Raw genomic sequence first — 12,789 nt, forward strand, 5'->3', positions numbered from 1 at the left:
TCTATCCACGTCATAAAAAATCCAGGCAAAAAATATCAGCCATCATCTGTGAAAATTTGTGTGATCTTTGGGAAAAGCAAATCCAGAAAAATCAAAGACTTCTTTTCAAATGCTCCAAAGCCTGAATAATCAATTCATCTTTTTTAGCAAAACTAAACCTGATATAATCAGAATTATCTCTGGAATTGTAAAAAGCAGAAAGTGGAAGGCAGGAAACCCTCTTATCAATGGTAAGCCATTTTGAAAACTCTACATCTGTCATGTTTTTAGAAATAGTCCTGAAATTAACAACCTGAAAAACACTTCCTTCCGCTTGTTGTTCGATCTGAAGCGGTGTTTCTTTAATCATTTCATTAAAAATATCTCTTTTTTTCTGCATGAGTTTTTTATTGAGATCCGGATCAAATACGTCGAGATATTTTGCGATAGCATATTGTGCAGGAGCATTGGCACTGTAAGAAATATACTGTTGATGACATTGAAATCTTGTTGTTAAAACTTCTGAAGCAAACATATAACTCACTTTCCATCCCGAAGTATGAAACATTTTACCGAAAGAAAAAATACAGAAAGTCTTTTCCCTGAGTTCAGGATGGATGAAAGAACTGTAATGTTCAGTTTCATCATAACAATAAGTATCATATATTTCTTCTGAAATCAAATAAATATCACGATCTTTGATCAGTTCATAGAGCTGATTCCAGTCTTCTTTTTTCCATATTTTTCCGGTTGGATTCTGGGGAGAGTTGACAATGACTGCTCTTGTCTTTTCAGTAATACAGTCTTTAAACAGATTCCAATCTATGGTAAAATCACCATCAAGATCATAATAAACAGGAATTCCTCCATTCATAACAACAGCTGGCCCATAAGTGTAGTATGAAGGTTGAATAATGATAACTTCATTACCTTGATTCAGAATTGATTTAAGTGCAGTATATAAAGCAAAGGTTGCACAGGGTACAATCGTGATTTCCTTTGCGGTAACCGTTATTTGATGAGCTCGTTTTGCATTGAATCTGATAATGCTCTCCATCAGCAGAGGATTGCCTGCAAGAGGTTCATAGTGATGCGTGTTGTGTTCAGCAGCTTCCTTTAAAAATACTTTCAGGCGTTCATCAATATCAAAATCGGGAAGTCCCAGAGAAAGATCAAAGCTTCCGTGCCTGGCTGCCAGCTCGGACATTTCCGTAAAAAAGGAATAATGAGTAAATCCGTAAATTTCTTTCACTTATTTTGTATTTTTATCAAATATAATAAAATTTTAATATCAAAATTACACTTAAGCTTGTGTGTTGGTAGATTTGTAATGAACTGCATATTATTTTGTCCTATTGATTATTAATACTGGGATTCAATAAAAATTGTTATTTTTAAGAAATTTATCTTTTATGAGAAAAATACTTATTCCGCTGTTGGCAATGGCTGTAGTAACCAGTTGTGGAACGGCAAAAATATCTGACGGGAATGCTTCACATCCTGTTTCAACAAAACATAACAAAGCGTTTAACAATGCCTATAAAGAGATTAATGCAGAGGATTTAAAGAAAAACCTTTACGTCATTGCAGCAGACGATATGGAAGGGCGGGATACCGGAAGCAAAGGACAGAAAAAAGCGGGTGAGTATATGATTAATTACTATAAGAATCTGGGTATTTCAGCTCCTAAAGCACTAGGCTCTTACTATCAGAAAGTACCGTCTGAATTCATGAAGAAAAGAGGAGAAGGTAACCTTCCGGATTCTGAAAATATTTTAGCTTTTATTGAAGGAAGTGAAAAACCGGACGAGATTGTGGTGGTTTCTGCTCATTATGATCACGTAGGAACCAAAAATGGAGTTGTGTACAATGGAGCAGACGATGACGGAAGTGGAACTGTAGCTGTAATGGAAATTGCCAAAGCATTCCAACAGGCTAAAAAAGCAGGAAAAGGGCCTAAAAGATCTATTCTGTTTCTTCATGTTACAGGAGAGGAACATGGACTTTTCGGTTCAGAATATTATTCCGAAAATCCTGTTTTCCCGTTAGCCAATACCGTGGTTGATCTTAATATTGATATGATCGGACGTGATGATCCTGCCAACAGAGGAAAACAATATGTCTATGTGATTGGTTCTGAAATGTTGAGCTCCCAACTTAAAGTAATCAACGAAGCGGCGAACAAAAGAACCAACAACCTGGAACTGAATTACAAATACGATGACTTGAATGACCCTGAACAATTGTATTACCGTTCGGACCACTATAATTTTGCCAAGCATAATATTCCTGTAGCATTTTTCTTTGATGGTATTCATGAAGATTATCACAAACCAGGTGATGATCCTGAAAAAATTGATTATCAGTTGCTGGAGAAAAGAACCCAGCTTATTTTTACCACTGCATGGGATATTGCCAACAGAGAAGAAAGAATTGTGGTTGACAGAAAATAATTATTAATTTTAATTGGAATGATATTTTTTTAAACCTTGATAAGGTTAAAAAAATATCATTCCTGTAAACTGCCAGCAAAAACATTACCATGAAAACAATAATCCGGGAAGCAAAGCCAGAAGATATCCCACAAATACAGATTGTGAGAAACTCCGTGAAAGAAAACACGCTGCCAGATCCTGGATTGGTTACCGATAAAGATTGTGAGGAATTTCTATTCCAAAGAGGAAAAGGTTGGGTTTGTGAGATGAAAGATCAGATCGTTGGTTTTTCCATTGCAGATCTGAAAGAAAACAATATCTGGGCACTCTTTGTACATCCGGATTTTGAAAACCTTGGAATAGGCAGGAAACTCCATGATATTATGCTGGACTGGTATTTTGAACAAAATAAAGATTCCGTATGGCTGGGTACTTCACCTGGAACAAGGGCTGAAATCTTTTACAGAAAATCTGGATGGAAGGAAGCTGGACCCCATGGAAAAGGAGAAATCAAGTTTCAAATGATTTCTGAAAACTGGAAAAATAAAAAATTATGATACCAAAACTGAAATCCATCAGACCTTTTATCGGAGCGCAAAACTTTGAGATCAGCAGAAATTTTTACAGAGATATGGGATTTCAAGAAGTGGTTCTGGAATCTAAATTGTCTTTATTTACAAGAGAAGAAATCGGATTTTATCTCCAGGATTATTATGCAAAAGACTGGGTGGATAATACCATGATCTTTATGGAAGTTGCCAATACTGATGAATTCTGGAAAGAACTTTTGTCTCTGGAGCTTACAGAAAAATATGAAAATGTGAGGCTTACTCCTGTAAGAACAATGGATTGGGGGAAAGAGTGCTTTGTACATGATCCTTCAGGAATATTGTGGCACTTCGGTGAGTTTTTTAAGAAATAAATATGATTTACGCATTCGATACCTATTATTATGAGGATTATGCCAATACCGTGTGTATTGCATTTGAAGACTGGACCTCTGAAAAAGAAGTGGAAGTCTTTATAGAACAGATTCCCGTAAGTTCAGAATATGAAAGCGGGGCTTTTTACAAAAGAGAGTTGCCCTGTATTTTGAGTCTGCTAAAAAAAATAACATTAAGACCAGAAGACATTATCATTGTTGATGGATATGTCACTTTGGATAATAATGGGAAAATTGGCTTAGGCGGCCATCTTTATGAAGAACTGGAAGAAAAATATCCTATTGTTGGGATTGCAAAGAATGAATTTAGAACTCCTGATTCCCAACGAAGAAATGCAGTTCGTGGAGAAAGTAAAACCCCACTTTTTGTAACAGCGAAAGGAATAGATGTAGATGAAGTTCAATTAAAAGTACAACAGATGCATGGTGATTACAGAATGCCTACGCTGTTGAAAAGATTAGACCAACTAAGCAGAGCATAAATAATAAAGTCTTACAAAAAGTAAGATTTTTTTTGTCTATGAATATACCGATTGGTATATTTTAATTATCTTTGTTATATTCCTTTGTCAATATAAAAAGGATTTTTTTTAATCAAAAATATACTGATCGGTATATTGTAAAAAATAAATTCTATGAAAGAAGTATTTATAGTCGCCGCAAAACGAACCCTGGTGGGTGGTTTTATGGGAAGCCTCTCTGGATTTACAGCACCACAGTTGGGAGCTATTGCCATTCAGAACGCTTATGAAGGTATCAATCTCTCACCAGAGCATATAGACAGTGTATATATGGGAAATGTGCTAAGCGCAGGACTCGGACAGTCGCCAGCCAGACAGGCTGCGATTTTTGCTAAAATTCCCGTTGATAAAGATGCTACGACAATCAACAAAGTCTGTGCATCCGGAATGAAAGCGGCAATGATTGGGGCTCAGCAGATCCAGCTTGGAATGGAGCATATTGTTATGACGGGAGGAATGGAAAGCATGAGCAACGTTCCGCATTATGTCAAAATCCGTCAGGGGACAAAACTGGGAGATACGAATCTTACTGATGGATTGATTAAAGACGGGCTATGGGATGTCTACAATGATTTCCACATGGGAAGTGCAGCGGAATTAGGCGTGAAAAAATATGGACTTACCAGACAGGAACTTGATGATTATGCCCTTCTCTCATACCAGAGAGCTCAGGAAGCGGCAAAAAACGACAAGATTGGCAACGAATTGATCCCAATATCGATTGAAAGTAAAAAAGGAACTACAATCGTTAGTAAAGACGAAGATATTGATAAACTGATCCCAGAGAAAATTTCCCTTTTGAAACCTGCATTTGAAGCCGACGGAACACTTACAGCAGCCAATTCCAGCAATCTGAATGATGGTGCTGCAGCCCTTTTACTAGCGTCTTCTGAAGCAATAGAGCAACATAATTTAAAACCACTGGCAAAAATAATAGCCTATGCAGATGCCGCTCAGGCACCGGAATGGTTTACCACTTCACCTTCCATCGCTATTCAGAAATTGTTGAAACAAACAGGTCTCAATCTGTCAGATATCGACTTTTTTGAAATTAATGAAGCGTATTCTTCAGTAATTCTATCCAATCAAAAAATTCTGGATTATGATATCAGCAAGGTAAATGTATACGGAGGAGCAGTTGCATTGGGACACCCGATTGGTGCTTCAGGAGCAAGGATTATGACCACTTTAGTGAATGTTTTACGCCAGGAAAAAGGAAAGTATGGAATTGCTGCCATCTGTAATGGAGGAGGAGGCGCTTCCGCAGTTCTTATCGAAAATATAGACTAAAAGGGATAAATTACCTTAGATTTCAATTATTATATTAAAAAAGATCTTTCTTAAAGTTAAATTTGAGAAGGATCTTTTGAGTTGGTAACAGATTGATTATCCATTGGTAAAGCAGAATATTCAATGAGTTCAGACGAAATTTAAGACTCTATTTTTATTAAGCTGACAAATATCATTACATTGTTATTTTTATTCATTCTAAATAAATATAAATTTGTCCCAAGAAATTGAACAAAGAAAATGAAAAAAATAACTACTCTTTCTGGTATTGTACTTGCATCCCTGACGAATGCGCAGCTGCAATATTGTATGCCAACCTTTCAGTACGGAGCTGACAGCAACATGATCAGTAATGTAACTTTCGGAACGATTAATAATTCCTCATCCATTCAATCCTCCAATGCACAAATTTATGAGAACTTTACAGCAATATCTACAGACCTGCAGCTGGGAAATTCCTATCCGATATCTGTGAAAGGGCCATCCAGTACATTTCCAAGTGATGTAGTTGTTTTTATAGACTTTAATCAGAACGGAAATTTTGATGATGCAGGAGAGAGCTTTTATATCGGAAGACTTGATGCCGCTAATCCGGCCAATGCTTTTACAGTCAATAATACCATAGTAATCCCGGTCAATGCTGCCATCGGAAGTACAAGAATGAGAGTTCTTAAAAATACCAATGTTCAGGCCTATTCAAATCCTGCTGCTCCGAACTCTATCAGTTCAGCTTGTGACAGTAGCTTAAGAGCAGGGCAGACGGAAGATTATACGGTTAATATCATAGGAAATACGGCCAGTTTCCCGGCTCCTTATTGCGGTACTGAAAATATTACAAGCTTGACCGTGAGTGAGATCAGTACGGTAGAATTTGCCGGAGTTGTTAGAAACAGTGCACTTGACGGCAATTCTGATGTTCTTGAAAACTTTACAGCAACAGTGTTTAATGTGAACCGTGGAAATACCTATCCTATAAGTGTGACAGGTGGTACCCATGGCCAGAATACCGTATCTGCCTATGCTTATATTGATTTTAACCATAATAATCAGTTTGATGCTGATGAACAATTTAATCTGGGCTATCTGGATAATTCCAATCCGGTTTCCGGTCATGAGTCCGGGATTACAACAGCTAATATTACCATTCCGGCAGGAGCGCAATTGGGAGAAACCCGTTTCAGACTGGTAAAAGCCTATGAATCCAATTCCTGGATGGGAGCTTTGAAGAATCTTCCGTGTCCTTCGGATTGGTTTATCGGTCAAGCAGAAGATTATACTATAAATATTCAGCCTGAGAGTCTTTCAACCCTTGAAGTTTCTAAAGAGGCATCGACCCTTGTTACGATATATCCAAATCCTACCGCAAATTCTGTAACAATCAAGATGAAAGAAGGATTGGAGAAATATGAAATTTATAACATGTCCGGACAAAAGATGCTGGAAGGTAATTCGATGACCGTTTCAATGGACAATTTTATTCCGGGGACTTATCTGATCAAAATTAAGACTAAGAATCAGAAACTCTTTACAGAAAAGATGATAAAAAAATAGACACATCATATCTAAATCATATCCATATCAATTTTTGTTTTTTAATCGACAGGTCTTTTACCTGTCGGTTTTTTATTTGCTGTTTTTAAACTTTTATATTACGATTCAGATCCCAGTAAATCCATCAAATCCTGCTTAGACAATCCCTGAAGTTTTTTTCCGTCAGTGGCAAGCAGATTCTGAGCCAGCTGTTTTTTCTTTTTCTGCAGCGTAAGAATTTTTTCTTCTACAGTATTGGAGCATATCATCCTTACCGCAATTACATTTTTGGTTTGTCCTATACGGTAACTTCGGTCAATAGCCTGGTTTTCAGCTGCAGGATTCCACCAGGGATCTACAAGGTAAATATAATCTGCCTTCGTAAGATTGAGGCCCACGCCTCCAGCTTTTAAGCTAATCAAAAATACACGGATATCTTCATTGTTCTGAAAATGAGCTACTTTTTCACCTCTGTCTTTCGTTTGACCTGTTAAATATTCAAACTGAATATTGTGGCGTTCCAGTTCTGTCTTTATGAGGTCCAGCATACCCACAAACTGTGAGAAAACAAGGATTTTATGATCTTTGGATTTTCCGAGGATCTGTTCCATCAGAATTTCGATTTTAACGGCATTTTCACCGGAGTATCCCTCTTTCATCAGAACAGGGGAATTACAGATCTGTCTGAGCCTCGTAAGGCCTGTAAGAACATGCATGCTGTTCTTGTTCAGATCATCGTCATCATTGGCGGCAATAAATTCTCGAAGTTCCTTTTCATAAGCATCATAAATTTTGCGCTGTTCCGTATTCATTTCACAGTAGATGACTGTTTCAGTTTTTTCCGGAAGTTCTTTGGCAACCTGTTTCTTAGTTCTTCTGAGGATAAATGGCTTTATCTTTTGCTGAAGCTCTATGGCACGTTTGCTGTACTCAAATTTATCAATAGGAATAGCATAAATGTCTTTAAAATACTGTTTACTTCCCAACAATCCGGGACAGGCAAAAGAAAGCTGACTGTAAAGATCAAAAGTGCTGTTTTCAACGGGCGTCCCCGTCAGTACAATTCTGTTTCTTGATTGAAGCAGACGTGCCGCTTTATACCTTTCTGAATTAGGATTTTTAATCACCTGTGATTCATCCAGAAACACATAATTGAAATTAAGCTTTTTCAAAAATTGAATGTCCGAAAGCAGCATTCCGTAGGTGGTAAGAACTACTTCGTAATCAGGCATATGAACTGTTGTTTTTGGACGGTCTGCACCATAATGAAGCAGAACTTTTATGGAAGGTGCAAATCTGCTGATCTCTTCCTGCCAGTTGAAAAGCAGGGAAGTAGGAACGACAATAAGATTCGTGGCGTGTCCCCGTTTTTCCCTCTGCGAAAGGATAAAAGCAATGATTTGAATGGTTTTTCCAAGCCCCATATCATCTGCCAGACATCCTCCGAAGTTGAAACTGTCAAGAAAATTAAGCCAGTTGAGTCCGTCATGCTGGTAATCTCTCAACTCAGCATTCAGCTCAGTGGGAATAGCCGTTTCCGGGATGTCTTTTACTTTTGAAAACTTTGTAGAATAGGAGGTAAGTTCTTCCTGAATCTCCTTGCTCAGAATTTCTTTTTCAAACAGTGACGTTACCTCCGAAAAATTGATTTTCGGAATCTTTAAAAGCTCTTCATCAATTTCTCCTGCTCTGAAATAAGCAGCTATCTTTTCCATCCATTCTTCGGGAAGAATTCCCATGCTGCCATCATCCAGCTGGACGAATTTACTCTTATTCCGGATGGCCCGGTGAAGCTGTTTCAGAGAAGCTTCTTTGGGACCAAATCCTACTTTCAGTTTAGCGTTAAACCAATCCAGTCCGCTGGTAATCTGAATATTGATTTTTGCCCGGTGAGGGTTTAATTTATTGTTTTTTAATTCGTTAAAACCAAGTATGATGATTCCTTCATTTCTCCAGGTCTCAAATGCTTCAAGAAACCAGTTGTTATCCAGGAACTTATCCCTGTGGAGATAAAAATACTGATAGCCGTCCATCTGGTCTTCAAAATCAGGGTGCTGCTGCATCACCAAAGAAGTAAAGCGGGCTTCGGCTGATTCATTTCTTTCTATTTTAAATGGATTTCCATTCTGATCGGTATCAAAAATCTGCTTCCTGGAATAGACCGGGACCTCCACATCACCATATTTCATAACGGGAGTAATTCCTATATAATTTTCCTGCTGACGGAGATAAATGACTTTTTCAGTCTGATAATTCTTGTCTTCAAGTTGTACTTTTGTTGCAGGTCGTATATAATTGTAATTGATATGAATACGTTCTTCTAAAGAAGAGAGAATGTCCTGCATAAATGCTTCATATTTTGAAGAATGAACCAGTAATATTTCATTATGAGCCTTAAAGAACCGGATGATTCTGAGCATGTCAGGATCGTCTACAAAGTTGAAAACGTTACGGTTATAAACAAAATAATCATTTCTGAGAACAATATTTTTAAATGGAAGAGCAATGTCATTAAACAACAGTTCTCCGGTGATTTCAAAAAACGGATCTTTCTTAAATACAGATAATTGAACCTCTGCATCTAAAGTGTTTAATTCAATATGGGAAAGTGACTTTGCGGAAACGGTTTCTGCGATTTCCCGGTCATGATAATAGACTTCCAGCTCCAGAGGATTCTTTACAATGAGCTTTAAAGCTTCTAGTTCTGAAGGATTATAATCTTCACTGTAATTATTCTGAAAAGAAGTGATAGCAGTGTAAAATTTAATATCTGCAGGTTTCTCCGCTTTCCATATGAGCTGCATGGCATCTACGGGAGTGACCGGATTTTTGATTTTTCCTGATTGCGTTATCTCTGCCTCCATAAGAGAGAAGGTCATGTGATTGTAATAACGGTGTTTACCGATAACCATTATTTGCTTTTTACCCGATTCCAATACTGCCAGCTCATCCAGTTTAGAAGGAAGCTGAGGAAGTAGATCTCCTGTCAGCATTACATCATCTACAGGAAGTATTTCCTTGATTTTGGGCAATATCTGAATTTGGCCATCTTTGTATTCCAATTCAAAATACTGATCCAGATCCGGTTCGTTTTCCAGACCATATCCTCTGGCTTTAGGGAGAAATATTTTCTTGCGTAGCGTTTCATCAAAAAACAATCGATAATTTTTATCTTCAATAATGCAGTGAATAATCTCTGCCTGATGAGTACAAAGCTGTTTTTTTTCATGGTCACAGGTGCAGGAACAGAGTAATGAACTGTTGATTTTGCTGATACTGACCACCGGAAAATCCTGCAGTGAAGATTGTTTTGTAAATATTCCTGTATTGTTTTCAATAGCAACAGGATAGATTTCACGAAAATCCCTGATCCCGATAAATGCACTGTCTGAGGTATGTTTCAGCAGGTCATATACGGAAAGTGTACTGATATTGATGTTGTCAAGAATATATTCTGCCATAAAAATAGATCGGGACAAACTTACAAAAAACAAATATATTAAAGAATCCTTTTTGGCTACACCTTACCCCATTTTGGCAACTCGGGCGCTTGTTGTAATGCAGAACTTTGTCCTGTAATTTTAAACCAAGAAAAATGAAAACAATTTTTATAACAGGTGCTTCTACAGGATTAGGAAAAGCAGCTGCCCAATTATTTCAAAACAACGGATGGAAAGTAATCGCGACTATGAGAAACCCTGAAGCAGCAGCTGATCTTGCGGCTTTGGAGAATGTAACTGTACTTCCGCTGGATGTTACCAATCCGGAACAGATTAAGTCTACTGTAAAGCAGGCTCTTGAACTTGGAGACATCGATGTGGTGTATAATAATGCGGGATATGGCCTTATAGGACCTTTGGAAGCGCTTTCTGATGATCAGATCGTCAAACAGCTTAATACGAATTTATTAGGGGTTATACGCGTTACACAGGCATTTATTCCTTACTTCAGAGAACAGAAAAGAGGAATGTTCATTTCTACAACGTCTATAGGAGGACTGGTAGCATTCCCATTGGGTTCTACTTATCACGCGACCAAGTGGGCGCTTGAAGGGTGGAGTGAAAGCTTAGCTTTTGAGCTTAATACTTTGGGAATTGATATTAAAACGGTGTCTCCCGGAGGAATCAAGACGGATTTTGTAAGCCGTTCTCTGGACTCAGCATCCAGTCCTGCTTATGAAGACATGACGAATTCTCTGTTTTCTAAAATGGAAGGAATGATGGAAGCGGCTTCTACACCGGAACAGATTGCAGCAGTAGTCTATGAGGCAGTAACAGATGGTAAAAAACAACTGAGATATGTGGCCGGAGAAGATGCTAAAGCCATCTATGCACAGCGTCTTGAACTAGGTGATGAAGCATTCAGAGAGCAGTTCGGAAAACAGTTTATGTAATCAGTTTTTTGAAAGACAGTATAAAGTAAATTACATTTGTACTGTCTTTTTACTCCAATAATTTATAATTTTATATCATGGAAAAGAAAGATAATATTCCACTGAAGATCTCATCCATATCAGAATTACACGATATGTTGCAGCTGCCCAAGCCGCTTCATCCGTTGGTAAGCCTTGTGGATAATACGAAAATGAGCATCAGAAAAGATATGCTGAAGAGAAGCTTTATCCTGAATTTTTATAAGATCTCATATAAATATTCCACGGTCGGGAAAATGGGTTACGGACAGGGATATTATGACTTCAATGAGGGAGGAATGATGTTTACGGCTCCCGGTCAGGTTCTTTCTACTGATGAGAATGCAGAATACTGCGGGTATACTTTGCTGGTACATCCGGATTTCATCAGAAGTTATCCTTTGGCAAAGAATATCAAAAACTTCGGTTTCTTTTCTTATGATACGAATGAAGCACTGCACTTGTCTGATCAGGAAAAGACAACGATAACAGGCTTGTTGGATAATATTGGAAATGAATTAAATACAGCTATTGATGAAGTGAGTCAGGACGTTATTGTTTCTTATATTGATGTGCTTCTCAATTACAGCAACCGTTTTTATAAAAGACAGTTTATCACCAGAAAGGCGGTTAATAATGATGTACTGGCTAAAATGGATATAGTGCTGGAAAAGTATTTTAACGAGCAGGAAACCTTAAATAAGGGGCTTCCTACGGTAGAATTTCTGGCCTCCACACTCAATCTGTCACCCCATTATCTGAGTGATATGCTTCGTAACCTTACCGGATTAAATGCCCAGCAGCATATTCACGAAAAACTGATTGAAAAGGCGAAAGAATATCTTACTACCACAGGTTTTTCTGTATCTGAAGTAGCGTATGCTCTTGGATTTGAACATCCGCAGTCTTTCAATAAGCTGTTTAAAAAGAAAACCGATAAAACACCTCTGAGTTACAGACAGTCTTTCAACTAAATAAATAAAAAACACCTGGTTCAAATATCAGGTGTTTTTTTATTGTATACTTTTTAGTCAACACGTTGCTTTTCTTTGATCAAAGCTTCAATTTTGCTTTTTGCAGCTGCCCATTCATCATTCAAAATACTGTAATAAGCCGCATTTCTTGTAGTACCATCGCTGAGAACTTTGTCTTTACGTAAAATACCTTCAAATACACCACCGATTTTTTCGATCGCTTTTCGTGATCTGAAATTATCGTCTTTCGTTTTCAACTGTACCCTGTTTGTTTTCAGTACATTAAAGCAGAAGGTGAGGAGCAGTAATTTGCATTCAAGATTGATGGCTGTTCCCCAGAACTCTTTGGTGATCCATGTCCATCCGATTTCCAGTTTTCTGTCTGCCGGATATATTTCAAAAAAGCGTGTGGAACCAATCAGTTTTCCGGTTTCTTTATGTCGTATTACAAATGGATACTGATTTCCGGTTTCTCTTTCTGATAAGGCGAATTCATACGTTTTATAAAACAGGGTTTCTTCAGAACAATCGGTAGGAATCAGTTCCCAGAGTTCTTTATCTGAAGCAGCAGCATATAATTCTTCAAAATGCTCTTTTTCAAGGGGAATTAATTCAACAGTTTCTCCTTCCAAAATAGTTGGATAGGCGATCCATTTTTCTTTCATGGCTCATTTTTTATACAACGAAATTAATAAAAAATGAAAAT

The 12,789-nt window shown here is 37.6% G+C and carries 11 protein-coding genes; 8 read left to right on the top strand and 3 right to left on the bottom strand.

What is annotated here, in order from left to right:
• Positions 1-91: 91 nt before the first annotated feature.
• A complete protein-coding gene (locus tag DEU39_RS03075; RefSeq protein WP_120230901.1) occupies positions 92-1,231 on the bottom strand; it encodes an aminotransferase class I/II-fold pyridoxal phosphate-dependent enzyme in 1,140 nt (379 codons plus the stop codon).
• A gap of 160 nt (positions 1,232-1,391) precedes the next feature.
• Here DEU39_RS03075 and DEU39_RS03080 point away from each other — a divergent pair, with 160 nt between their 5' ends.
• The 6 genes from DEU39_RS03080 to DEU39_RS03105 all read left to right on the top strand — a co-directional run bounded on the left by DEU39_RS03080 (position 1,392) and on the right by DEU39_RS03105 (position 6,719).
• On the top strand, positions 1,392-2,432 hold the full coding sequence (locus DEU39_RS03080; RefSeq protein WP_120230902.1) for a M28 family metallopeptidase: 1,041 nt from the start codon (positions 1,392-1,394) through the stop codon (positions 2,430-2,432).
• Positions 2,433-2,521: 89 nt separating this feature from the next.
• Positions 2,522-2,971, top strand: a complete 450-nt coding sequence (locus DEU39_RS03085; protein WP_120230903.1) for a GNAT family N-acetyltransferase — start codon at positions 2,522-2,524, stop codon at positions 2,969-2,971.
• Positions 2,968-3,336 (top strand): glyoxalase, encoded by a 369-nt coding sequence (locus tag DEU39_RS03090; RefSeq protein ID WP_120230904.1) that lies wholly within the window; start codon positions 2,968-2,970, stop codon positions 3,334-3,336. Before DEU39_RS03085 ends, DEU39_RS03090 begins: the two co-directional genes overlap by 4 nt.
• 2 nt (positions 3,337-3,338) lie before the next feature.
• Complete coding sequence (locus tag DEU39_RS03095; RefSeq protein ID WP_120230905.1) at positions 3,339-3,839, top strand: endonuclease V; 501 nt, start codon at positions 3,339-3,341, stop codon at positions 3,837-3,839.
• A gap of 153 nt (positions 3,840-3,992) precedes the next feature.
• Positions 3,993-5,168 (top strand): acetyl-CoA C-acyltransferase, encoded by a 1,176-nt coding sequence (locus DEU39_RS03100; protein ID WP_120230906.1) that lies wholly within the window; start codon positions 3,993-3,995, stop codon positions 5,166-5,168.
• A gap of 240 nt (positions 5,169-5,408) precedes the next feature.
• The gene (locus DEU39_RS03105; RefSeq protein ID WP_120230907.1) at positions 5,409-6,719 is read left to right on the top strand and encodes a T9SS type A sorting domain-containing protein; all 1,311 of its coding nucleotides are present in this window, start codon (positions 5,409-5,411) and stop codon (positions 6,717-6,719) included.
• A gap of 98 nt (positions 6,720-6,817) precedes the next feature.
• On the opposite strand, the gene DEU39_RS03110 is transcribed toward DEU39_RS03105, so the two are convergent.
• A complete protein-coding gene (locus DEU39_RS03110; protein WP_120230908.1) occupies positions 6,818-10,159 on the bottom strand; it encodes a DEAD/DEAH box helicase in 3,342 nt (1,113 codons plus the stop codon).
• A gap of 134 nt (positions 10,160-10,293) precedes the next feature.
• On the opposite strand from DEU39_RS03110, the gene DEU39_RS03115 reads away from it, so the two are divergent.
• Positions 10,294-11,091 (top strand): SDR family oxidoreductase, encoded by a 798-nt coding sequence (locus DEU39_RS03115; protein ID WP_120230909.1) that lies wholly within the window; start codon positions 10,294-10,296, stop codon positions 11,089-11,091.
• Positions 11,092-11,168: 77 nt separating this feature from the next.
• A complete protein-coding gene (locus tag DEU39_RS03120) occupies positions 11,169-12,083 on the top strand; it encodes a helix-turn-helix domain-containing protein (RefSeq protein ID WP_120230910.1) in 915 nt (304 codons plus the stop codon).
• Positions 12,084-12,136: 53 nt separating this feature from the next.
• Here DEU39_RS03120 and DEU39_RS03125 read toward each other — a convergent pair whose 3' ends face one another.
• Entirely contained in the window at positions 12,137-12,748 is a 612-nt protein-coding gene (locus DEU39_RS03125) for a GNAT family N-acetyltransferase (RefSeq protein WP_120230911.1), read from the bottom strand.
• Positions 12,749-12,789 lie beyond the last annotated feature (41 nt).

This window comes from Chryseobacterium sp. AG363 (genome assembly GCF_003610675.1).
Taxonomy (GTDB): Bacteria; Bacteroidota; Bacteroidia; order Flavobacteriales; family Weeksellaceae; genus Chryseobacterium; species Chryseobacterium cucumeris.

What these genes read in the sequence shown, in the direction of transcription:
- DEU39_RS03080 (WP_120230902.1), top strand. Translation starts at nt 1,392, where the DNA reads ATGAGAAAAATACTTATTCCGCTGTTGGCAATGGCTGTAGTAACCAGT.
- DEU39_RS03085 (WP_120230903.1), top strand. Translation starts at nt 2,522, where the DNA reads ATGAAAACAATAATCCGGGAAGCAAAGCCAGAAGATATCCCACAAATA.
- DEU39_RS03090 (WP_120230904.1), top strand. Translation starts at nt 2,968, where the DNA reads ATGATACCAAAACTGAAATCCATCAGACCTTTTATCGGAGCGCAAAAC.
- DEU39_RS03095 (WP_120230905.1), top strand. Translation starts at nt 3,339, where the DNA reads ATGATTTACGCATTCGATACCTATTATTATGAGGATTATGCCAATACC.
- DEU39_RS03100 (WP_120230906.1), top strand. Translation starts at nt 3,993, where the DNA reads ATGAAAGAAGTATTTATAGTCGCCGCAAAACGAACCCTGGTGGGTGGT.
- DEU39_RS03105 (WP_120230907.1), top strand. Translation starts at nt 5,409, where the DNA reads ATGAAAAAAATAACTACTCTTTCTGGTATTGTACTTGCATCCCTGACG.
- DEU39_RS03110 (WP_120230908.1), bottom strand. Translation starts at nt 10,159, where the DNA reads ATGGCAGAATATATTCTTGACAACATCAATATCAGTACACTTTCCGTA.
- DEU39_RS03115 (WP_120230909.1), top strand. Translation starts at nt 10,294, where the DNA reads ATGAAAACAATTTTTATAACAGGTGCTTCTACAGGATTAGGAAAAGCA.
- DEU39_RS03120 (WP_120230910.1), top strand. Translation starts at nt 11,169, where the DNA reads ATGGAAAAGAAAGATAATATTCCACTGAAGATCTCATCCATATCAGAA.
- DEU39_RS03125 (WP_120230911.1), bottom strand. Translation starts at nt 12,748, where the DNA reads ATGAAAGAAAAATGGATCGCCTATCCAACTATTTTGGAAGGAGAAACT.